Raw genomic sequence first — 21,958 nt, forward strand, 5'->3', positions numbered from 1 at the left:
GATACTTGCTTGTGATTGCTGATCATTCGCCCTGGGGGGACCGGGTGGTGCGGTCGCCAGGTCGACGGCCGTGCGGATGTGGGTGGCCTGGGTTTCGATCATGAACAGCACCGAGCCGGAGCCGAGGTTGGTGTTGGGGCCGTACACGAGAAAGAAATTGGGGAACCGCGGCACCGAGATCCCCAGGAACGCCCGCGCTCCGTCGCGCCACTGTTCGTGCAGTGAGATGCCGCCGCGGCCGGGTGACGGACAGCGACGAGACGAAGGTGTCGGTCCGGAATCCGGTGGCGCACAGGATCACATCGACCTCGTGATGTCCCTCGGCGGTCCGGACGCCGGTGGCATCGATCGCGGTGATCGGGGCGGTCACCACCGCGACGTCGTCGCGATTGAAGCAGGCATGGTAGGTGGCGGAGATGAGGATGCGCTTGCAGCCGGCCCGGTAGTCCGGCGTCAGCGCGGCCCGGGTACGGGGGTCGGTGACCGTGGCCGCCAGCCGGGCCGCGTGCCGCGACTCCAGGGTCCGGGTCATCCCGGGCCACTTCCAGAAGGCGAGGGTGAACGCCTCCAGCACCAGCCACATCGACTGCCGGACCAGCCACGGCAGCAGCGGGATTCGCCGATACCGGCGAACCAGGGCGGGCGAGTAGAGCCGATCCGGCTTCGGCATCACATACGGGGCGGAACGCTGGAGGACGGTGAGTTCGCCCGCGACTCCGGCGATCTCGGGAACGAGCTGGACCGCACTGGCTCCGGTGCCGATCACCGCCACCCGGCGGCCGCGCAACCCCGGGTCCCGGGGCCACCACGCCGTGTGCCGGTCGACGCGGACGGCCCGCCCCGGTCGGAGTCGAGATCATCCGCGCAGCAACATCTTTCGCATGCGCGGGTTGAAGGGCGGCCGCGCCATGGTGGTCAGGTCCGGGCCGGGGAGCTTGCGTAGAATGCTGCGCTCGTGGCTGAACGTGACCAGGCTGCGTTCGCCGTGGTAGCTCCCCATGCCGCTGGGGCCGACACCGCCGAACGGCAGCGCCGGAACCCCGAGTTGCGTCATCACGGTGTTGAAGGCCACGCCACCGGACGAGGTGCGGGCGATGATCGCCTCCCGGACCTCCGCGCGGTTGGTATAGGCATAGAGCGCAAGCGGTTTCGGCCGCTCGTTGATGAAGTCGATGGCGGCGTCGTGGTCCGCCACGGTCACGATCGGCAGAATGGGACCGAAGATCTCGTCCTGCATCACCGGCGAGTCCGCGGCGACATCCAGCAGCACCGTCGGCGCGACGTACCGGGCGGACGCCTCGGCGGTCCCGCCGACGACCGCCCGGCCGGACGGCAGCAGGGCGGCGAGCCTCGCGGCATGCCGTTCGTTGACGATGCGGCCGTAGTATTCGGAGTGCAGCGGATCCTCGCCGTACGAGGCCCGCACCGCCGCCCCGAGGGCCGCGGCCAGCGGTTCCGCCAGCTCCGGTGTGGTGAGTACGTAATCCGGTGCGACGCAGGTCTGTCCGCAGTTGGCGAACTTCCCCCACGCGAGGGACCCGGCGACACGCTCGACCGGCAGCGACGAGTCGACCCAGACCGGCGACTTGCCACCGAGTTCCAGCGTGACCGGGGTCAGCCGGCGCGCCGCGGCGGCCATGACGATCGAGCCCACCGGGCCGTTGCCGGTGTAGAAGATATGGTCGAACATGCCGTCGAGCAGCCGGGTGGTTTCCTCCACCCCGCCTTCCACCACCTGCACGGCCTCGGTGTCGAGGTAGCGCGGCACGATGTCGGCGACGACCTTCGAGCAGGCCGGCGCGACCTCACTCGGCTTCAGGACCACCGCGTTGCCCGCCGCGAGCGCGCCCACCAGCGGCATGAACAGCAGATGGAACGGATAGTTCCAGGGGCCGATGATCAGGACGGTCCCCAGCGGCTCCCGATGGATCGTCGCCCGTGCCGTCCCCAGCGTGAGGGGTGCGCGCACCCGCCGGTCGGCCGTCCAGCGCCGCAGATTCTTCAGCGCGAGTTTGGCTTCCCCGCTCACGGTGCTGATCTCGGTGAGGGTCGCCTCGACATCGCTCTTACCGAGATCGGCGGCCATCGCGGCGCGGATGTCGTCGCCGCGTTCGGCCAGCATCCGCACCAGCCCTTCGAGTTGTGCGCGGCGCCAGGTCAGCGACCGGGTGCGGCCGGAAGCGAAGGCCGCTCGCGCGACGGTGACAGGGTCTGGATCGGTGCTTGTGGTGCCGGCCACGATGGCGCTCCTCCGCGGATATGTAGTCGAGCCACGGCAATTCCTGCGCGGGAATTCAATGGCAATGCCGGAGCGTATGCCGACCACGGACCCGCGTCAAGGCGCGGTAGGGGCGGAGGTCGCTCTGTCCGGACACTACGCGCCGGAGGTGTGCGCGATCGAAGATTTCGGGCGAACAGGACCGCCCGCCACGGAACCTCCGTGGCGGGCGGTCGGCCGGGTCTATCATGAGCAGCGACTCTCGGGATGGTTCAGGAGGGTCTTCTCCATCCGGCCGGTGGCCTGCTGACGGGCCGCCGGCCGGGCTCATGCCGTCCCCGGCTGCGGCGCTCACAGCCCGATCAGGCCGAGCAGCGTCGCCAGCAATGTGCCGAGGAACGTGATGATCATCGTCTTCACCCCCTTCCCGCCCTACGGTGTATCCGGCGGAGGCATCGATGGCAATGCGCTCCTGTAAATACATGAAACGCCGGTGGGGCGGCCGTTGTTACAACATTCCGGATATTCATCCGCAAATTTCCGTATCCCCTTTTTCATGGGGGAAAGAACCATACTGGACATTACTGAAATTCGGGCAAATGCCGTCGCGGAGTCCGGCTCCCGGGCCTGCTCGATACGCGGTGTCCGGGCTGATCAGGGGGTGGCGCTCGGCGGCGGGCCGCTGCGAATTTTTCTGCCTCGCAGCGGAACCGGGGCACGGGAATATTCGCGGCGACACCCGCCGGGAAATGCCGGTGCGGGTGACGTCGGTCGTTCCCTGGAACACCGTACGGGCCGCCGCCCGGATTCGTTCGCGGGATCGTCGATTTCGGATCACGGAAATGGGGCCGCACGGGGACCGCCGGGCGGGACGGCCCGGTGCTGGCGGTGGATCCCGGCTGCCGGAGACCATCGGTTCGCGGCGGCGGTCCCTTCCGGGCCGCCGCTGATTCCGTGGCGCATCTGCGTCAGCTTCGATCCGACCGGCACCGCAAGGCTCGCAATGACATCCGCGTTCCGATGCATCGGGAGCGATGAATATTACTTTGCCTCACTAACGTTGCCGACCATTGCGGATTCCGATGGCGAAAACGGACACGGCACTTCATAATGCTTGCGTCGGCAGCCTCCTGAACATGAAAGCTGAAATCATGACGTCCCCGCAGCACCCCGTGAACCCGCCGCCCGCCGGTCTCGACAAAAAGACCAGCGCGATCCTGTCTTACGTATTGGGCTGGCTCACCGGAATCGTCTTCCTGTTCGTGGGAAAGAACGATCCCGATGTGAAATTCCATGCCTCGCAATCGATTATCTTCTTCGGCGCGGTTACGGTTCTCAATGTCGTCCTGAGCATCGTGGGCTCGTTCCTCGGAGTCCTGGGGATCATTTTCAGCCTCGTGAGCCTCGTGGTCGGCGTCTTCGCCCTCGTGATCTGGATCATGGCCATGGTCCAGGCGAACAACACCGGTGGCGTCCGGGCCGAGTTGCCCATCGTCGGAAAGTACATCGCACCGTACGCCGATCAATTGGCCAATTCGGTTAAGTAGCAACATCTTCGGTACCACCCAGCACTCCGGCCGGACTCCGTGATCGATGATGTTGCCGACCGCACGGGCCGGCTGGATGGTGAGCGGCCGCCGCGTGTTCATGTCGTGTTCGATCGGGGCACGAACGGGACGCCGGTGGCTGCGGGTGGTCACGACCGGGCGGGCGGACGCCGGGCCGGCTGCACGGTGATCTCGGAAATGTTCAGCTGGATGGGCTGTGTGATCGCGAACAGGACCGCCCGCGCCACATCGTCCGGATGCGCCAGGGCCGGGCCCGCCGCATTCGCGACCTGCTCCAGCGCTCGATCAGTGAACAACCCGTCCGTCGGCTCGATGTCCTGGCCGACCGCGGTGGCCAGGCCGAGCACCACCTCCGGGTGGTGACGGGCGAGATTGGTCGCCGTCGCCCCGGGGACGATGTTGACCACCCGGATCGTGTCGTTCTCCAGTTCGCGCCGCAGCGAGGCGGTGATGGCGTCGGCCGCGGTCTTGGTGGCGCCGTAGAAGCCCGGTGACTCCAGCCGGGTGGCGCTGGAGGAGATGTTGACGATATGCCCCTCGGCGCCGCACGCCCGCATGGCACGGACCGCCGCCCGGGACCCGACCGCCATCGCGAGAACGTTGATCTCCAGCATCTCTCGCCACTGGTCCAGGTCGCCGTCGGCGAGGGTGCCCCGGTAGGACACTCCGGCGTTGTTGACCATCACATCGAGCCGCCCCGTATCGGCCGTCGCCCGGTCGACCAGGCGCTCGATCGCCGAGAGGTCGCGCAGATCCGCCGCCACGGCCGTGGCTGTGCCGCCCCCGGCGACCACCGCCGCCACGGTGTCCGCCAGTGCGGCTGCCCGGCGGCCCGCCACGAATACCTGGATTCCGGCCGCACCCAGCCGCAACGCGATGGCGCGCCCGATCCCGCTCGACGCACCTGTGACGATTGCTGTTCTTCCGGTCGAGGTTCCCACTGCAACAACACCTCCGGCTGCTGACCGACTGGCTCGAACGGCCAAGGTAGTCCCACGGCCGTGGCGGCGCAAGTGCGTCGAGTCGGGCTGGTGATTCACTCTTGCGTTGTCCGCCAACGCTGTTCATAGTGTTCGCCGGTCGGTGCCGCGCCGGGCAGTGGCGCGGGTGTATCTCCCGGTCCGGGTACCCGCGGGCTGCCACGGAACCTGGTCGGCCTCGCGGTGATCGCGGGAGCCCGTCGGGATCGGACTGCTTCGATGGTGGGACGGATGGTTCCGCCGCGCGGCGGACGAGCCGGCGGGTGGCGAGGATCAACCGGTCGCGGTTCGATCCGGTGCCGGCGCCGGGCTCATCGGGGGCGGACGGCGCGTAGCGCCGGTATGTCCTGGGGCGCAAGGGAAATCATTTCGTCGATGAGTACCGCGGGCTCGTCCGGGGGCGCCACCGAACTGGTTCGGATGAACGCCGGAATCCGGGTGGCCATCCACAGCAGGGTCGCGATCATCGGCACGGGGAGCCGGCCGAGGACGCCAATCGGGCCGGGAGTGACGGTGTTTCCCAGTCGGCGCACCAGACCCAGCCCTTCGCGCAGGGCGTGGGCCAGTACGGTCGCCTCGCGCCGGTCCACGCCGTGACCGCTGCGATGGGCGCTCAGGCCGGCCAGCAGCACCGGCACGATGAACGCCGCATGGGTGCGCAGCCAGCTCTGCATGTCGGGGTGCGCGGCCGCGGGGATTCCGGCGTCGGAAAAGACTGTCGCCCAACGCTTTTCCGACACGGTGGAGGCGACACCGCGGCGCAGGATGTCGGACTCCAGCCGGCCGTCGCGGATACTCGCCACCACCGCCGGGAAGCCGAACACCGTGCGGTGTGCGCCGACCGCGTCACGCAGGTGGTCCAGTGGCTGAAAAGTGTTGAACATGAACATGATCGCGTCTGCGGCGCAGTCTGCCAGGCGTGGCAGCAGTACGTCGGTCTCCGAGACGAGAACCGTGACCAGTACCAGGTCCCATGACACGGTGGTATCCAATACCTCGGCGACGTGTACGGCCGCGTGTTCGCCGGTGGTGGTGACGATGGCCCGATCGCGGCGCAGGCATTCCAGCCGGGCGCCGCGCGCGACGACGGTCACGTCGTGACCTGCCCTGGAGAGCTGGAATGCGAAGGTGCTGCCGATACCGCCGGGGCCGATGACGGCGATACGCAGGCGGGGTGGTGGGATGGTTGCGGGCGTCATGACTACTCCTGATCGACAAGTGGCACAGGGTATTTCGAGGAAGAGGCGCCGACCGGGCATTCGGTCAACAAACGTAGACTGAGACTAGCGCGCGGATCCGGATTCGGTCAACCGATGTAGACTGAATTCATGAGTTCCGAACCCGTCAGCCGCGCTGAGCAGCGCCGACGCACCGAGGCCCGGATCCTGGCGGCGGCTCGGCGATTGTTCGCCGAGGTCGGTTACGACCGGGCCACGGTCCGCGCGATCGCGACCGAGGCGGAGACCGATCCCGGACTCGTCATGCGCTACTTCGGTTCCAAGGACCAGCTTTTCGCGCAGGCGTCGGGATTCGAGGCGGAGGAGCTCATCACCGGCACGCCCGCGCAGGCGGCCGAGCAACTGCTGCTCGCGCTCGAACACAAACTCGCCGCGACGCCGATCGATGCGCTGGCCGCGATCCGATCCATGTTCACCCATCCCGACGCCACCGCCGAGGTCCGGTCCGCGATGGTCTCCCGGCAGCAGCAGGCCGCGCAGCATCTGGCCGGCGACGATGCGGACCTGCGCGCCGGGCTCATCGGCGCGCTCACCATCGGCGTGGTGATCGGCCGCCACCTGCTCCGGTTCGACGGCCTGGCCGACGCCGATCCCGAGCGCATCACCGCGCTGCTGCGGGCCGCCGTCCACGACATCGCGCACGGACCGGCGGCACCTTCCTGACGAGCGTGCGGGGCTGCCGAGGCGTCGCGCCCAGTCCGGCAACCTTTTCCCGCAGGGGTCTGTGGCTGCTTTCGCGACGTCGCACCCGGTTGCGTGGCCATTTCTCGGAGCCATCTCGGATACTCGGCCCCGGGTTCCGCCCGTGCCACCGGTCGCCGATGGCACGGGCGACCGGTGGTCAGGAGGCGGCGGTGATGGCGGCGACGAGGGCGTCGCCGGTGTAGGCGATGCCGCCGATGCCCCAGCCGCCGTCGGCGGCGTAGCCGATGTTCATCCAGATGTCGGCGATCGGGTGGTGCGGCACAGTGTGTTTCGCGGCGACCGCGGTGGCGGTGGCGATGAAGGCCGCGCGGTCGGACGGGGTGGGCAGTGCGATGCCCGGCAGGGTGAGCTCGATCAGCAGCACGGGACGGTTCGTGCCGCCGGTGGCGATGTGGCCGGGTTCGAGGAGGTGGAGGTGGCCGCCGACGATCGGGGCGAAGAAGGAGTTGCCCGCCAGGCCGCTGAATTCGATCAAGGCGTCGACGAGTCGGGGGAGGAGTTGCTGCTCGCCGGATGCGGTGAGAACTCCACGGGGTGCGATGACGGTGAACGGCACGACAGGGTCCTTGTCATTGTCAGGAGTCTAGTACGTACGTACTAGCGATTGCATCGTCCACTAGTATGGCCGTACTAGTCAAGTGAGGAGCTGCGATCGATGACCAAACCCACGCGCGCCCGCATGATCGATGCCGCGGTGGACGGCCTGCGCCGGCAGGGGTTGGCGGGGATGTCGTTCACCGAGGTGCTCGCGGCCAGCGGCGCCGCGCGCGGCGCGATCTACCACCACTTTCCCGGCGGGAAGGCCGAACTCGTCGCCGAGGCGGCCCGGCTGCACGGGCACGAGGTGGACCAGCGGCTGGCGGAGCTGTCCGGCGCCGGGCCGCGCGCGGTGGCCGAGGAATTCCTGACCATGGTGCGGCCGGTCATCGAGGATTCGGTCCGGGGCTGCGGCTGTGCGATCGCGGCCGTCACGGTCGGCTCCGGTGCGGAGGGCGACGAACTGCGGGATATCGCCGCGACGACCTTCGCCGCCTGGGCGCAGCAGTTGACCGCCGCGCTCGCCGGCGCCGGGATGTCCCCGGAAGCGGCGGCCGACCTGGCGCAATTGTTGATCGCGCTGCTCGAGGGGGCACAGGTCCTGTGCCGGGCCGCCGCCGACAGCGCTCCGTTCGAGCGGGCCGCGCGGGCGGCCCTGGCCGCGGTGCCCGTAAAATGAACGGCCGAGAGTGGGTGATCGTCGGCTCGGAATCACGTGCGGGTGCGCGCCGCAGCCGATCAACGAGAAACGACTCGACGAGGTGAATCATGCCCGAGAAGCTTCCCCGTAAGGCGCTGATCGCCATCAGCAGCTATCACGGCGTCATCTATCCCGACGGCACGAAGACCGGTCTGTTCTATACCGAGGCGCTGCATCCGTTCGAGGTGTTCACGCAGGCCGGGTTCGAGGTCGAGCTGGCCACGGAGACCGGCACCTACGGCGTGGACGACCTCTCGCTCACCGAACGATTTCTCTCGGGTGACGACAGGGCGGTCTTCGATGATCCGGAGCATCCGTTCAATGTCGCGTTGAATTCGGCACTACGAAAAGCGGCCGATCTGAGGAAAGAAGAATACGGGCTGTTCTTCGCCTCCGCCGGGCATGCGGCGCTGTACGACCCTCATCGCGGCTGATTCGGGATGCCCGGGAACAGCTGGTCCGTGGGACCGGCTGTCTCCCAGCCCTGGATCTTCGCGGCGAGGTGGGGTGCGAAGACCGCGCCGTAGAGCACGTTGCCGAGCACGACGACCGCGACGACGGACAGGATCGACGCGCCGATCCGGTTCGTGGTCACGGTCCGGGCCCAGGTGTCGATGACGGTGCGGCCTTCGCCGTCGGTGCGGCCGAGCAGATAGGTGAAGACCATCATCTGCACGCCCATCGCGAGGGCGTCGTAGAGCGGGTATTGGTGTGTGCTGCCCTCGAAGAGGGCCAGTCCGGGAATCACCTTGCCGTAGTGGAAGATACCGAGGCGCGCGCCCAGTATCGCGTTGAAGCACAGGGCCCACACGAAACCGACGACCAGGCCGACGGAGAGCAGAGCGATCGGCCGCCGCCAGTGGAATCGCGCGCTGGTCCAGCGGCCCAGCGCGGTGCCGATCAGGGCGGGGAGCACGAAATAGGAGATGTAACCCGGCGGGACCGGGGACGGGAGTCCGTGCCAGGTCTTGTTCAACGGCCACCAGGACGGCATGCGAGGGATGGCGGGGGCGAACTGCGCGTACATCGCCCAGTCGTAGGGCGCCTCGATCCAGGAGAACGAGATCGCCGACAGGCACAGCAGCAACAGCGGATGCAGCCGGCGGTGACGGATGCTGAGATATGTCCCGGCGGCCAGGAAGCCGAGGCCGCCGATATAGGCGAAGGCGATGCCCGCCTTCATGATCGGCGTCAGTGAGCCGCTCACTGTTGCCCCTTCCGGTCCGAGTTCCGGCGGGCTTCCGGGTCGAGGCGGTACACCAGAGCGAAGGCGAGGAGGATCAGTCCGAACAGCGTGGCCAGCATGACGAAAGCGCCCATGTCCGTATCCCTTTCGATGTGGAATCAGGAGCGTCCGGGTGCCGACTGGATCCGCCGCTCGGCACCCGGACGCGTATTCCGTTATTTGCCGGGGCCGTTGGGCCACTTCAGCAGCGAGCCGGCGTCGACCCGGATCTGCTGGCCGGTGATGTAGCGGCTCTTGTCGCTCGCCAGGAATACCGCGAGATGGGCGATGTCCTCCGGCTCGACGTAGGGGATGGGCATGGCCTGGAAGAGGGAGAACAGCGGTTCGGCGTCCTCGCGGGTGGCCTTCTTGCCGACGGCGGTGAGGTCGGGCCGGAACATGCTGTACATGCCGTCGTTCTGTAGCAGTGCGGTGTTGCAGTTGGTCGGGTGCATCGCGTTGATCCGGATCATCCGCGGGGCCAGGTGCAGGCTCATCTCCTCGACGTATTCGATGACGACGCGCTTGCTCCAGCCGTATCCGCTGCCACCGGGTCCCATGTTGGGATTGTCGGTGGTGCCACGGATCATTCCGGCGGTGGAGCCGGTGACGATGATCGAGGAGCCGTCGGGCAGATGCGGTATCGAGACCGCGACGGTGTTCATGACACCCAGCAGATCGACATCGCTGGCGTCGACGAAATGCATCGGATCGGGTTTGCCCATCGCCATCGGCAGAATTCCGGCGTTGGCGACGACGATATCGATCGTGCCGAATTCGGCCACCCCCGCCGTGATCGCGTCCCGGAGTTCGTGGCGTTCGCGGACGTCGGCGATGCGGGCCACGATGCGGCGGCCGAGTTTTTCGACGCCACGGGCGGTTTCCTCGAGATCCTCCGGCGTGGCCAGCGGGTACGGATTCGACTCGATGTTCCGGCAGATGTCGACGGCGATGATGTCCGCGCCCTCGCTCGCCATGGCGAGGGCGTGTGCGCGGCCCTGGCCGCGCGCGGCTCCGGTGATGAACGCGACCTTACCGGCCAAGCTCTCTGTCATCTGATCTTCCTCGGTGGGAACGGATGAGCGGTTGCTATGCGGGAGTGTCGAATACGACGGGCAGCGCGGCGGGTGAGCGGAACACCTGACCGCGGATGTGGACGTCCTCGGCATCCGGGTCCAGGCGTAGATTCGGCAGCTGGTCGATCAGCAGGTTCATCGCGGTCCGCATTTCCAGGCGGGCCAGGTGCATGCCCAGGCAGACGTGCACACCGTGTCCCCATCCGACGTGGGATCTGCTCGATCGGAAAATGTCGAAATCGTTCGGATGGGTGTACCGGTCCTCCTGCCGGTTCGCCGCGCCGAGCATCGGCATCACCGAACATCCCGCCGGGATCCGTACGCCCCCCAATTCGGTGTCGCGGGTCGTGACCCGGGTGATCGTGAGCAGCGGGGCGTCCCACCGGACCACTTCCTCGATGGCCTGCGGGAGCAGGGATCGGTCGGCCTTGACGGCCTCGAACTGGTCGGGGTGGGACAGCAAGCCGTACAGCAGGTTTCCCAGCGACCGGTAGGTGGTCTCGATACCGGCCGGCAGCAGCAGGCGCAGGAACGAGTAGATCTCCTCGTCGGTGAGCTTCTCGCCATCGATCTCCGCCTGGGCGAGGCTGCTGATCAAGTCGTCCCGCGGTTCCGCGCGGCGGGCTTCGAGGATCGGCGCGAAATATCGGACCAATGCCTCCGAGGCCGTCTTGCCGCGTTCGGGGTTGATGGTGAAACTCAGCAGCGAGATCGACCACCGCTGGAATTGCGGATAGTCCTCCTGCGGCAGTCCCAGCAGCCGGGCGATGATCCGGGTGGGGTAGGGAAAGGTGAACTGCTTGACCAGATCCGCCCTGCCGTCGGGGGCGAAGCCGTCGATCAGTTCGCCGCCGACCTTGCCGACCAGCTCGTCCTCCCAGCGCGCCAGCGCCTTCGCCGAGAACGATGTGGAGACCAGCGCGCGATGGCGGCGGTGCTGCGGTTCGTCCATGCCGAGCATGACGTGTTTGCCGAGTACGTCGCCGAACGCGCTGATGACGATCGCCGAGGAGAACGTCTCGTTGTCCCGCAGCATCGTGATGATGTCCTCGTGCCGGTACACGATGAATACCGGTTTACCCTCTTCGCCGGGCATCCCCGAGATGTCGATGCGCTGGATCGGTTCCTCGCGGTTCTGCCGGGCCAGTTCCGGATAGGGGTCGCGGACATTTCCCGACACCGCGTCGTCGAAGGCGCCGAAATCCTGGAGGTCGTCGAACAGTTCCATTACTGATTCCTCTTTCAATCGACCGGGTTGGCGACGGATTTGGTCTCGGTGTACCGGCCGAATCCGGCCGTGCCGTGCTGTCGCCGAAGGTACGTCGGCGCCGTAACCGGCTCCGCCGCCGAGGCCGATGAATCCGGCGCGCAATCGGCGCGCCACCGCCGGCGAGTGTTCGAGCGAACTCGACATGACATTCCCGGCCAGGCCGTAGGGACCGTCGTTGGCGACCTTCAGGGTGTCAGGCATGGGTGTCGCTGTCCGGCTTCGGGCCTTCCGGTGCGCTCGGCTGGGGTGCGAAACGCATGGCCAGCACGGCGATTCGCTGCATTGCGGGTGCGGGCAGGACGCGCGCGGCGGTGATCATCGCGCGCCGGCTCGCGGTGACGCGGACCGGGCCACCGCGCAGTGCGCCGTGCCGCGGCAGTCCCATCGCCAGCCGGGACATCTGGTGCATGCCCGACGGCGGCAGAATTCTGGCGGCCAGCAACAACATTCGGGCGTCGGGGCCGACGGCGCGGCGGCGGAACGGGCCGCGGTGGTCGAGCGCCTTGCTCAGGCCGGCCGCGAAACGCTGTGGCGGCCGGGCGAATCGGATGGCGAATCGGCCCCGCCGGTCGGTGGATTCGTGCAATCGCGCGTAGGGCCCGGCGAAGTCGCGATCGTCGGTGGTGCCCGCGTCGGTGATGATGTCGGTGTCGTAGGTGCCGGTCACCAGGATCGAGACGCCGAGCCCGAAGGGGGCGATCTCCCCGGCCAGCGATTCGCCCCAGCGTTCCAGCGCACCCTTGGCCGAGGAGTAGGGCGCGATGCCGGGCATGCCCCGCACCCCGCCCGCGCTGGAGACCAGGACGATCCGGCCGCGGCCGGCCGCGCGCATGGCGGGTAGTAGCGCGGTGGTCAACGCCACGGGTCCGAGGAGGTGAGTCGCGAACATTCGCTCCCACAGCTCCGGCGGCGCCTCCTCCACCATGCCCGCGGCGGAGATCCCGGCATTGTGCACCAGCGCGTAGGGGGCACCCACCCGTTCCAGGACGGTCGCCGCCGCCGCGGTGATGGAGGCCGGATCGGTCAGGTCGAGCCGGATGCCGAGGAGTCTCGGATCATTCTGTGGTGCAACGGTTTCAGCGCGAAGACGGGCGAGTCCGGGCTCGGGGGAGCGCATCGCCGCGACGACGGTCCACCCCCGCTGGTAGAGATGTATCGCCGAGGCCAGGCCCAGGCCGCGCGAGGCGCCGGTGATGAGGACGGTGCGTTGCTCAGCCATGGTGCGGCTCCGGCGCGCAGCGGCCGCCGGCGGCAGGCAGGGCGATATCGGGCCGGCCGTGCGGCTGCCCGCTCATCCAGGTGGACCAGATACCCACCGAATACGGGCCCGGTTGGCCGTTCTTCTCGTACATGCCTTGCGGGTCGTAGACTTTGGCCTCGGGATAGGGCCACGGGCAGGCCACCGACGTGGCCGCGCCGCTGATTTTGATGAGCTGGAATCCCCAGCCGTAGCAGAAGTACGCGATGTTGACGATCACGAACATCACCGCGAACATGCCCAGCGCGGGCCGTCGTGGGAACAGCCTGGCCCGCTGCGCGAGTTTTTCGGCCACCGTGCGACCGGTATCGTCGCGATACACCAGCACACCGGCCGGAATCATCACCACGCACACCAGCGTCGATTCCCACAGCAGCGGGAACTGCCAGGGGCGGCCGACGAAGATCGAGCCGAACGGGATGACCTGCGAGTAGATGTACATTCCGGTCCGCACCAGCGTGACCTCGAGGATCATGTCCATCACGAAGCCGAACACCAGGATGAGCCAGGCCAGCGAAATCAGCGGATGCCGCCAGACGAACGAATCCGTCGGCCGCGCGGCCTGAATCCGCCTCAGCACCGGATTGGCCAGGAAGAACGGGCCGAAGTAGAACGTCGCGTAGCCGATCACCAGGAACGGCTCGACCGTCGGCGACAACGACACCAGCGGCCAATCCTCCGGCCAGTGCGACAGATCGGGGTTGTAGACCGCGTACGGCGACCAGTTCATGATCGGGTCCTGCCACACGATCAGCGTGGTGACGATGCCCATCAGCAGGTAGGGGTGGCCGGGATGCCGTCGCACCGCCCAGATCACGAGCGCGATGAGCTGGATCATCATGACGACGGTCAGGATTTGCAGCAGCGTGACCCAGTGGTGGTAGCCGAACAGCGGCTGCACCGGTCGCGGCGCGGGACCGTCCGGGAATCCGGGGGTGCGGATGCGTGCGGACACCGCGCTCACCCGGGCGTTCCAGCCGATCAGGATCAGTGCGACGAGGGCGAGTGCGGTCCCGATCACCGGCCACAGCGGGCGTTTTCGGGGTGCGGGGTCGCGGAGGTCGGCGGTGCGGTGTGCGGGTTCGGTCGTCATCGTTCACTCCTGACCGAAGCGGTCGACGAGGTGCGAGTTGGCGCCGTCGGCATCGAGGCTGCGGGCGACCAGGTAGCCGGCGCCCATCCAGGCCCGGCGTGTCCATTTGCCCAGCGAGACACGGGTTCCCGGTGCGCCGGAGGCGGCGGGCAGCATCTTGACCCGCTCCAGCGCCTCCTTCACTCCGCGCGGGCTGAGCGGATGCGCGTCGGTGAAGGCGTGGACCAGGGTGGCGGCGATGTCGTGATTCACCACCGGCACGCAGTATTCGGGGCGGCGGCCGTCGTATTTCGCGGCGTAGCGGTCGAGGAACGCCTGCCCGACCGGATTGCCCTCGTCGTACTGATCGACGCCGACCCAGCCCATGAACGCGTTCCACATGATCGGGTTGACCCAGGCGTTCTGGAAGGCAGTCGTGGTGAACCGCGGTGGATCCCACCCGGTGGCCTCCAGCGCCGGATTGATGAACACGATGCCGAAACCGAAGCCGAGATGGACGATGCCCCCGGCCCCGGCCTCGTGCAGGGTGCGCACCGCGGCGGTGATGTCCTGTGCCGTCTGCGCGATCACCGCCTCGGCGACGATTCGAATGCTCTTGCGCCGGGCGACATTCCGCAGATTGCGCAGATAGCTCTCACCGATCAGGCTCTGCTCGGCCAGCACGCCGATGGTGCTGATCCCGCGCTTGGCGATCAGGTCGACGAGGAAGATCGGCTCGTCGGTCATCGACCCCTGCGGAAACGAGAAGGTCCACTCACCCAGCCAGTCGTCGGTACCGGTCACGCTGATCGCCGGCACCCGGAACCGCTCCTCGATCGCCTCGCGCACCGGCACGGCGTTGTCGGTGATGTTGGGGCCGAAGATCACCAGGCAGCCCGCGTCGACGAGTTCGCCGTAGGCATCGATGACCGCCTTGACACTGCCCTTGGGCAGGCCCTCCACCTCGCGGTAGATCATCTGCACCCGGCGGTCCATCAGGCCCTGTTCGAAGGCCTCCTCGAAGACCAGGTCGAACACCTGGGTGAAGTCGTCCCGCATCTGCTGCGGAAAGCCCGGTGGCAGTGTGAAATCCATCAGATAGCCGACCTTGATCGGTTCGGCGGTGCTCTCGTACGACACGTGACCTCCCGTAGTACGAACGAATATTTGTTTTTCAGTGGGCATGACGGTCCGCGGATCCGGCGGGCGAGCTCACTCGTCCGGCGCCCGCAGGTACACGTCGATCATCTCGATCAGGCCGCGGGTGACCCGCGGATCGTCGGTGAGCGGACCGGCGACGGCCGCCACCGCCGCCGCGCGAGGGTCGAGCCCTGCGGCGATCAGCCGCCCGGCGGCGACCAGGACACGAGTGGAGGACACCTCGCGCACGCCGCCGGCCTCCAACCGGCGGATCGCCCCGGCCAGTTGCACGAGCATCGCCGCCGTGTGTTCGTCGATGCCGGCCTCGTGGGCCACGATGCGCTGCTCCACCTCCGGCTCCGGGAAGCCGAACTCGATGGCGACCATCCGCTGCCGGGTGGAGTCCTTGAGATCCTCGAGCACACTCTGATAGCCGGGGTTGTAGGACACCACCAGACCGAATCCCGGTGCCGCCGAGACGGTTTCGCCGAGCCGCTCGATCGGCAGTTGGCGCCGGTGATCGGCGAGCGGATGCAGCACGACGGTGGTGTCCTGGCGGGCCTCGACCACCTCGTCGAGATAGCAGATGGCGCCCTCGCGCACCGCGCGGGTCAGCGGGCCGTCGACCCATTCGGTATCGCCGCCGCGCAACAGGTATCGGCCGACGAGGTCGGCGGTGGTGAGATCGTCGTGACAGGCGACGGTGATCAGCGGTCGCCCGAGATCGTGTGCCATCGCCTCGACGAACCGGGTCTTGCCGCAGCCGGTCGGGCCCTTCAGGACGATCGAAAGTCCTTGCCGGTGAGCGGCTTTGAAGACCGCTTCCTCGTCGAGTACGGGGACGTAGTACGGGCGGGGCAGTGGCGCGGCCGCGTCGGGGCGCGGCTTGGAGGGGGCGGAGATCGTCATCCGCGGACTCTTCGGGTCGCAATGCCGGGAGTTCGGCCGGCGCCGGTGCCAGACATCACTTCTCCTTCATGAGTCCCGTGTCGCGGATCCGGACCGGGCCGCCCGAAGCGTAGCTCGGAACAGATGTTTGATACAACCGTTCCGGCGGACCGGAATGCGGTGGTGTGATCGGCGCGCGTCCTCACGACGGCCGCCGTCGCCGGATGTCCGCGCGGTCGAGCGCCGGCCGCAACAACGGACCGGCGAGCCGGCCCAGCTGCTCCGGATGCCCGAGCGTCGCATGGGCCGCGGCGCCGAACACCCGGCGCAGCGCCGCCGCGTCGGTGGCGGCGCCGAGGCGGGCCAGCGACCGGCGCAGGGCCGGGTCGCTCGGATCGGACCATCCGGATTGCCAACGCGGCGAATCGGTTTCGATCACAGTGCACCAGTCCGGCCGGTATCGCCCACGGTGAGCGTCCCATTCGGGATAGCGGATACCGGTCTTGCCGCTGTCCGCGGCGGTGTCCTCCGCGCTCATGGTCGCCGTGGAGACCACCGCACCGGCGCCGCCGGTCGCCGAGCGCCGGGAGTTGGTCGGCGCGTCCGCCCCCGGCGGTCCGCCACCACCGAGCCTTCTCGTCCGGCGCAGCAGCCGGGCCAGCACCGCGCCGATGACGCCGCCCCCGCCGACCGGGCTCGAAAACGGATCGGTGCCTGCGTGTTCCGGGTCCTCGTCCGCATCGAGGTCCGGCAGTGCGTCGGTGCTCGGGCGACGCGGCTGGTGCGCGGCCTCCGGGCCGGGTGCCCCGGCGGCCCGGTGCGCGGCGAGCAGCGCCGCCGGGCGGATCACCCCGAAGCTCGGCGGCGGGCTCGCGATCGGGCGGCGGCTCGCGGCCACGGCCAGGGATTCCGCCGGTGACGCGACCATGATCGGTTCCGGTGGGAGCGGTCGCAGCGCGGCGGGTAGCAGCCGCTCGTTGGCGAGCAGTGCGCGCGGGCCTTCCACCGCCAGGTACCGCTCGGCGAGCGTGCGCCGCCGTGCGAGCCGGGCGACGATGCCGGGTTCCAGCCCGCCCGCCGCGAGCAAGGATGCTTGTACCGCAAGCGATTCCAGCCCGATGTGCGGGGCGGCCGCGGGATCGAGGTACACCGTCCGCCCGTCGGTCCAGGCCGGCCCGCCCGCCGCCGCGGCGGCCACCGCCACCGTGCGGCCCGCCAGGGCGGAGGCCAGCATCGTGAATCGTTCCACCTCGTCCGTCACGGGACTCCTCACCGTCGAGCGCGGTATTGACCAAATATCTGTTCCAAAGTAGAGTCCGGACCACCGGCAGTCAATCGCCTTCGGGCAAGGCCAATTGCCTTCATCGAGAAGGAAGATTGTGGATTTCTCCTATCCGCACGAGGCCGAACGGTTCGGCAAGGAGTACGGCGCCGACATGGACGAGACGGTCGAGCTCGCTCGCGGCGCGGTCCTGTACGGCTCCTGGGCCGCCGACCCCGCGCAACGTCACCTGGCGGCGCTGCGGGTGAAGGCGTTCGCCGGACGGCTGGCCGGCGTGCGCGATCGGGCCGTCCAGGTGTTCGGCGGTCTCGGCTACACCGGGGAACACGACGCGCATCCGTATCTCCGACGGCTGCTGAGCTTCAGCCGATTCCTCGGCGGCCCCGACAGCCATCTGGAACAGGTCGGGCGGGCACTGGTCGGGCGGCACGCATGACCGATCCCGCCGCGCCTTTCCCGGCCCACGAAACTAGGAGGACGACATGGACATGAACGACCTGGTACTGGTGTCGGTCGACGATCATCTCGTCGAACCGCCCGATATGTTCCGCAACCACATCCCGGCGAAGTATCGCGACCAGGCGCCGAAGGTGGTGCAGCGCAAGGACGGTACCGACGCCTGGGTGTTCGAGGGCCAGGAGGCCACCAATGTGGGCCTCAACGCCGTCGCCGGTCGGCCACCGGACGAATACGGCGCGGAGCCGACCAAGTTCAGCGAGATCCGCGAGGGCTGTTACGACATCGACGCGCGGATCGCGGACATGAACGCCAACGGCGTGGCCGCCTCCATGAACTTCCCGTCCTATCCGCAGTTCTGCGGGCAGTACTTCGCCCGCGCCCAGGACAAGGGGCTGGGCCTGGCGGTGCTGCGCGCCTACAACGACTGGCATGTCGACGAATGGTGCGGCGCCTATCCGGGCCGGATGATCCCGCTGGGCCTGCCACCCCTCTGGGATCCACAGCTGATGGCCGACGAGGTGCGGCGGCTGGCGCGCAAGGGCTGCCACTCGGTGTCCTTCTCGGAGAATCCGACCAAGCTCAACTATCCGTCGCTGCACGATCCGCACTGGGATCCGTTCTGGACGGCGTGCAGCGATACGAACACGGTGGTGAATCTGCACATCGGATCGTCGTCGTCGGTCGTCATCACCTCCGTGGACGCGCCGATCGACACGATGATCACCTTGCAGCCGATGAGCATCGTCAACGCCGCCGCGGATCTGATCTGGTCGCCGACGCTGCGCAAATTCCCGGACCTCACCTTCGCGCTGTCGGAAGGGGGCATCGGCTGGGTGCCGTATTTCCTGGAACGGATCGACCGGGTGTACAAGATGCATCGCGCCTGGACCCATCAGGATTTCGGCGACCGGCTGCCCAGCGAGGTCTTTCTGGAGCGCATCGCCCTGTGCTTCATCGACGACGAATTCGGCGTCGAGAGCCGCGGCAAGCTGAACCTCGACATGATCTCGTGGGAATGCGATTATCCGCATTCGGATTCCACCTGGCCGCAGGCGCCGGAAACCCTGGACATCTATCTCGACGGATTGTCCGACGACGAGATCGACCGGATCACGCACCGCAACGCGGCCCGGCTGTATTCGTTCGACCTGTTCCGGCACAATCCCCGCGAACAGCTCACCGTGGGTGCGCTGCGGTCCCGGGCCACCGGGGTCGACCTCGGCTACCGCTCGTCGGAACGGTTGCGCAAGACCGGTACGGAGACGGTCACGGTGCTGAATCTGGTCTCGAATCTGCCGAGCTGAGCCGGGCCCGGTAAACGGCCGCGCCGTTCCCGGCCCCGCCGATGGGTAAACTCGGCGGATGGCCGGGACGTGCCGGCGCCGAATTTTGTTGTGGTGACACCCGAAGGAGTCGAATGACCGCGCAGATACCTTCGGGTGTCGATCGGGGCGCCGCGGCACCGGGTTCCCGGAATGCTGTACCGGCCATCGGAACGGAGGTGGACGCGTCTCGCCGCACCGAGATCCTGCGGACCGCCAATGCGGTGATCGCCACCTCGGGCCTGCGCGCGTCACTGCAACAGATCGCCGATGCGGCGGGGATTCTCCCGGGCAGTCTCTACCATCATTTCGACTCCAAGGAAGCGATCCTCGTCGAATTGGTCCGCCGCTACCAGGACGAACTCGATCGCCTCGGCACGGTCGCGCTGGCACAGCTCGGCGCATCCGGATTACGGCCGCCCGCGGAGCGGATCCTCGACCTGGGGCGCGCGATCGCCCGCTGCGCGGTGGAGCACCGGGCCGCCTTGCAGATGTCGTTCTACGAAGGTCCCGGTACCGATCCCGAACTCATCGCCTTGACCCAGCGTCGCTGGACGACCGCGCAGGAGGCGATGCTGCACACCTTGCGCGCCGGTCGCGAGGCCGGCTACATCCGCGCGGAGGTGGATCTGCCGACGCTGGCCGACCGGATCTGCCAGAGCATGCTGCACGTCGGGCTGGACGTGATCCGGCACAAGGCCTCCAGTGATCAGGTCGCCACGGCGATCGGTACCATCCAATTGCACGGGCTGGCAACGCGATCCCCGACGGACGCGGCGCTGAACGGCTCCGCGGCCTTCGCCGCCGCCGAGCAGGTGATCGGCACCTGGGCCGGCGAGGACGCGGCGGCGGGCGAACGAGCGGCCCATGTCCGTGCCGTCGCCAGAGCCGAATTCGGCCGCCGCGGTTACGAGATGACCACCGTGCGCGACATCGCCGCGGCCGCGGGCCTGACACTGGGCACCGTCTACCGGTTGATCGGCTCCAAGGAAGAACTGCTGAAGTCGATCATGCTGTCGTTCGGCAAGAAGGTGGGAGCCGGGTGGACGGCCGTGCTGCGGTCGTCGGCCACGCCGCTGGAGCAGCTCGACGCCCTCAGCTGGGTGAACATCAATGCGCTGGAACGATTTCCGGACGAGTTCCGGATCCAGCTGGCCTGGATGCGGCATTCCCCGCCGGACATCGCCGATCCGGGATGGTCGTTCACGACCCGGGTCCGGCAGATGAGATCGCTGCTGTCCGAAGGCCGCAAGTCCGGTGAGCTGCGCGTCGACGGCCCGTCGGCGGAGATGATGGCGCGGTGCGTGATCGGCGAGCAGTGGATTCCGGAGAACATCCTGCACGAGCTCGGTACCGAGCGGGGCCTGATCCATGTGCGCGACACCGTGTTACGCGGTGTGGCGGTGCGCGCATCCTGACCCGCCGGATCAGCGGTAGCGCGATCGGCCCGAGGCGGTTGAGCCACTTCCGTTTCCGCGCAACGGGTTCGGGTGTCGACTTGCGCTGCCGGCAAACCGGATTGGATCGACAGCGGCACCCCGATCGGCAGCGCGACGAAGAGGGTGGGCAGCATGGCCGCCGGCGCCATGAAGGCCGCCTGGCGCACGAACTTCTCGAAAGCGAAACGGCCGGTGCAGATGTCGAGTACCAGACAGCGCACGGTGCGGACGCCGAGGACGAACTGCCCGCCGACGGTCGCGAGGGCCGTGCCGGGATGACGGTCGAGGTAGCCGCGGGCGGAGTCCGCGAGGCTGTCGGTCGGGCGGAGTCGGGTCGACAGCGGCCGGAACGGGTGGACCGGCCGCTGATCGGTTGCCTGGGAACGAGATCGGCGACGGCGCCACCGGGCCGCCTGCGTGGCCGAGGCCCCGCGGCCGGATGCGGAACGGATGCCGATGCGGACGATAGCATTGCGCGGACGGGTGGTGGAGAGGTGCGGAGGTGGAGATGGCATCGACGTCGAGCGGTGGCCGGCCCCGGTGGTCGCGTTCGTCATGGCCAGCGTCTCGCGGGCCATGATCTTCGAGACCGCCCTCGGTATGACCGAGGCGCACGAGGAGACCCTGGCCTTCGTCGAGAAGCAGCTGCGACGGCTGGCTGAGCGGGGGCCGGAGGAGCTGTGAAACGACAAGTCCGGCAACGGCATTCCCCCCGATGGTGAGAGTGGTCTTGACCGGCGGACCACCGGATGCTAATCATGTGTACAGCATTGCTGAGCGCTTGATCAGCGCGGTGGCGGGATTCCGGCCCGCTGTGAGGCAGACATGTCGTCCGGTGGCCGCGTGCCGATGCTGCACTCAACTCGCCAGGAGTTAGCCGTGAGCATGTTCGATGAGATCGATTTCTTCACTCACGATTCGATCGTCGCCGACCCGTATCCGTACTTCGAATCACGGCGTGCCGCAGGCCCGATCGTGCGCGAGCCGCACCACGGCGTGCTGGCCGTGACCGACCACGACGTCGCGGTCGAGGTGTACCGCAACCACGACCACTTCTCCAGTTGCGTCGCACCCTCGGGTCCGTTCCCGCCCTTGCCCTTCCAGCCGAACGGTGACATCGACCGATATCCCGCGTGGCCTGCGGTCCCTGCACATCGAATTCACCCCCGCGTCGTGAGGATTCACGAGAAACGAGGGCGTGACATGGCCGAGGCCGGGATTCGTGACGATAATTCCGCCCGGGTCGCGATTGTCACCGGCGCGGCCTCGGGCATCGGTTTCGCGGTGGCAGCGGCGGCCGGCTTCCGCACCGGCCGGCTCATCGGTGTGAACGGCGGACTGTACATATGACGAAACCGACGGGCGAATTCGGAGAATCGCGATGAGAGTTCGGATCGATGTGAAGAAATGCGAAGGCCATGCCCTGTGCGCACTGATCGCCCCGGACGTATTCGAGGTCGGCGACGACGACCTCTCCCACGTCGTCGCCGACCACCTGGACCACAGCGTCCTGCTGGATCTGCGTGCCGCGGAGGCGGCGTGCCCGACACTGGCGATCGCGCTGTCGGAGGACGACTGAGT

Annotated in this window: 22 protein-coding genes and 1 pseudogene; 10 read left to right on the plus strand and 13 right to left on the minus strand. The window is 68.0% G+C overall.

Features of this window, described 5'->3' with window-relative positions; genetic code table 11:
* Positions 1 to 22: 22 nt before the first annotated feature.
* Together LBW94_RS01375 and LBW94_RS01380 are read right to left on the minus strand one after the other, a co-directional pair.
* Entirely contained in the window at positions 23 to 787 is a 765-nt protein-coding gene (locus tag LBW94_RS01375; protein ID WP_225055744.1) for a hypothetical protein, read from the minus strand.
* Between the two features lie 69 nt (positions 788 to 856).
* A complete protein-coding gene (locus LBW94_RS01380; RefSeq protein ID WP_225055743.1) occupies positions 857 to 2,239 on the minus strand; it encodes an aldehyde dehydrogenase family protein in 1,383 nt (460 codons plus the stop codon).
* Between the two features lie 1,115 nt (positions 2,240 to 3,354).
* Between LBW94_RS01380 and LBW94_RS01385 the strand changes: the two genes are divergently transcribed.
* The gene (locus LBW94_RS01385; protein ID WP_225055741.1) at positions 3,355 to 3,765 is read left to right on the plus strand and encodes a DUF4870 domain-containing protein; all 411 of its coding nucleotides are present in this window, start codon (positions 3,355 to 3,357) and stop codon (positions 3,763 to 3,765) included.
* Between the two features lie 149 nt (positions 3,766 to 3,914).
* On the opposite strand, the gene LBW94_RS01390 is transcribed toward LBW94_RS01385, so the two are convergent.
* Together LBW94_RS01390 and LBW94_RS01395 are read right to left on the minus strand one after the other, a co-directional pair.
* Complete coding sequence (locus LBW94_RS01390; RefSeq protein WP_225055739.1) at positions 3,915 to 4,727, minus strand: SDR family oxidoreductase; 813 nt, start codon at positions 4,725 to 4,727, stop codon at positions 3,915 to 3,917.
* Positions 4,728 to 5,077: 350 nt separating this feature from the next.
* Entirely contained in the window at positions 5,078 to 5,965 is an 888-nt protein-coding gene (locus tag LBW94_RS01395) for a ketopantoate reductase family protein (protein WP_225055737.1), read from the minus strand.
* A gap of 129 nt (positions 5,966 to 6,094) precedes the next feature.
* On the opposite strand from LBW94_RS01395, the gene LBW94_RS01400 reads away from it, so the two are divergent.
* Complete coding sequence (locus tag LBW94_RS01400; protein ID WP_225055735.1) at positions 6,095 to 6,667, plus strand: TetR/AcrR family transcriptional regulator; 573 nt, start codon at positions 6,095 to 6,097, stop codon at positions 6,665 to 6,667.
* 178 nt (positions 6,668 to 6,845) lie between these two features.
* Here the strand turns inward: LBW94_RS01400 and LBW94_RS01405 are convergent, their stop codons facing one another.
* Positions 6,846 to 7,265: a hypothetical protein gene (locus LBW94_RS01405; RefSeq protein WP_225055733.1), complete on the minus strand. Its 420-nt coding sequence runs from the start codon at positions 7,263 to 7,265 to the stop codon at positions 6,846 to 6,848.
* A 99-nt stretch (positions 7,266 to 7,364) separates the two neighbouring features.
* Here LBW94_RS01405 and LBW94_RS01410 point away from each other — a divergent pair, with 99 nt between their 5' ends.
* Together LBW94_RS01410 and LBW94_RS01415 are read left to right on the plus strand one after the other, a co-directional pair.
* Positions 7,365 to 7,925 (plus strand): TetR/AcrR family transcriptional regulator, encoded by a 561-nt coding sequence (locus LBW94_RS01410; protein WP_225055731.1) that lies wholly within the window; start codon positions 7,365 to 7,367, stop codon positions 7,923 to 7,925.
* Positions 7,926 to 8,014: 89 nt separating this feature from the next.
* A complete protein-coding gene (locus LBW94_RS01415; RefSeq protein WP_225055730.1) occupies positions 8,015 to 8,380 on the plus strand; it encodes a hypothetical protein in 366 nt (121 codons plus the stop codon).
* Here LBW94_RS01415 and LBW94_RS01420 read toward each other — a convergent pair.
* The 8 genes from LBW94_RS01420 to LBW94_RS01455 all read right to left on the minus strand — a co-directional run bounded on the left by LBW94_RS01420 (position 8,368) and on the right by LBW94_RS01455 (position 17,136).
* On the minus strand, positions 8,368 to 9,153 hold the full coding sequence (locus LBW94_RS01420; RefSeq protein WP_225055729.1) for a spirocyclase AveC family protein: 786 nt from the start codon (positions 9,151 to 9,153) through the stop codon (positions 8,368 to 8,370). The two genes, LBW94_RS01415 and LBW94_RS01420, sit on opposite strands and share 13 nt — an antisense overlap.
* A 194-nt stretch (positions 9,154 to 9,347) precedes the next feature.
* Positions 9,348 to 10,226 (minus strand): mycofactocin-coupled SDR family oxidoreductase, encoded by an 879-nt coding sequence (locus LBW94_RS01425; protein WP_225055728.1) that lies wholly within the window; start codon positions 10,224 to 10,226, stop codon positions 9,348 to 9,350.
* Positions 10,227 to 10,260: 34 nt separating this feature from the next.
* Positions 10,261 to 11,475 carry a cytochrome P450 gene (locus LBW94_RS01430; protein WP_225055727.1) on the minus strand — a complete coding sequence of 405 codons (1,215 nt, stop codon included), beginning with the start codon at positions 11,473 to 11,475 and terminating at the stop codon, positions 10,261 to 10,263.
* Between the two features lie 235 nt (positions 11,476 to 11,710).
* Entirely contained in the window at positions 11,711 to 12,736 is a 1,026-nt protein-coding gene (locus LBW94_RS01435) for an SDR family oxidoreductase (protein ID WP_225055726.1), read from the minus strand.
* The gene (locus LBW94_RS01440) at positions 12,729 to 13,868 is read right to left on the minus strand and encodes a spirocyclase AveC family protein (protein WP_225055725.1); all 1,140 of its coding nucleotides are present in this window, start codon (positions 13,866 to 13,868) and stop codon (positions 12,729 to 12,731) included. The genes LBW94_RS01435 and LBW94_RS01440 overlap by 8 nt, the downstream gene beginning before the upstream one ends.
* A 3-nt stretch (positions 13,869 to 13,871) precedes the next feature.
* Complete coding sequence (locus LBW94_RS01445; RefSeq protein ID WP_225055724.1) at positions 13,872 to 14,987, minus strand: ABC transporter substrate-binding protein; 1,116 nt, start codon at positions 14,985 to 14,987, stop codon at positions 13,872 to 13,874.
* Positions 14,988 to 15,059: 72 nt separating this feature from the next.
* A complete protein-coding gene (locus tag LBW94_RS01450) occupies positions 15,060 to 15,896 on the minus strand; it encodes a CbbQ/NirQ/NorQ/GpvN family protein (RefSeq protein WP_225055723.1) in 837 nt (278 codons plus the stop codon).
* Positions 15,897 to 16,077: 181 nt separating this feature from the next.
* The gene (locus LBW94_RS01455; RefSeq protein ID WP_225055721.1) at positions 16,078 to 17,136 is read right to left on the minus strand and encodes a hypothetical protein; all 1,059 of its coding nucleotides are present in this window, start codon (positions 17,134 to 17,136) and stop codon (positions 16,078 to 16,080) included.
* A gap of 109 nt (positions 17,137 to 17,245) precedes the next feature.
* Between LBW94_RS01455 and LBW94_RS01460 the strand changes: the two are divergent.
* The 6 genes and pseudogenes from LBW94_RS01460 to LBW94_RS01490 form a co-directional block, all read left to right on the plus strand.
* Positions 17,246 to 17,593 (plus strand): annotated as a pseudogene (locus LBW94_RS01460) (acyl-CoA dehydrogenase family protein); the annotation flags it as partial.
* Between the two features lie 46 nt (positions 17,594 to 17,639).
* Positions 17,640 to 18,920, plus strand: a complete 1,281-nt coding sequence (locus LBW94_RS01465; protein WP_225055719.1) for an amidohydrolase family protein — start codon at positions 17,640 to 17,642, stop codon at positions 18,918 to 18,920.
* Between the two features lie 113 nt (positions 18,921 to 19,033).
* Entirely contained in the window at positions 19,034 to 20,356 is a 1,323-nt protein-coding gene (locus LBW94_RS01470) for a TetR/AcrR family transcriptional regulator (RefSeq protein ID WP_225055717.1), read from the plus strand.
* Positions 20,357 to 20,833: 477 nt separating this feature from the next.
* Positions 20,834 to 21,061, plus strand: coding sequence for a hypothetical protein (locus LBW94_RS01480; RefSeq protein ID WP_225055715.1), 228 nt, complete (start codon positions 20,834 to 20,836; stop codon positions 21,059 to 21,061).
* 159 nt (positions 21,062 to 21,220) lie between these two features.
* Positions 21,221 to 21,727, plus strand: coding sequence for a hypothetical protein (locus LBW94_RS01485; protein ID WP_225055714.1), 507 nt, complete (start codon positions 21,221 to 21,223; stop codon positions 21,725 to 21,727).
* A gap of 31 nt (positions 21,728 to 21,758) precedes the next feature.
* Positions 21,759 to 21,956: a ferredoxin gene (locus LBW94_RS01490; protein ID WP_225055712.1), complete on the plus strand. Its 198-nt coding sequence runs from the start codon at positions 21,759 to 21,761 to the stop codon at positions 21,954 to 21,956.
* Positions 21,957 to 21,958: the final 2 nt, after the last annotated feature.

This window comes from Nocardia sp. alder85J, from assembly GCF_020176955.2.
In the GTDB taxonomy this organism is placed as follows: Bacteria; Actinomycetota; Actinomycetes; order Mycobacteriales; family Mycobacteriaceae; genus Nocardia.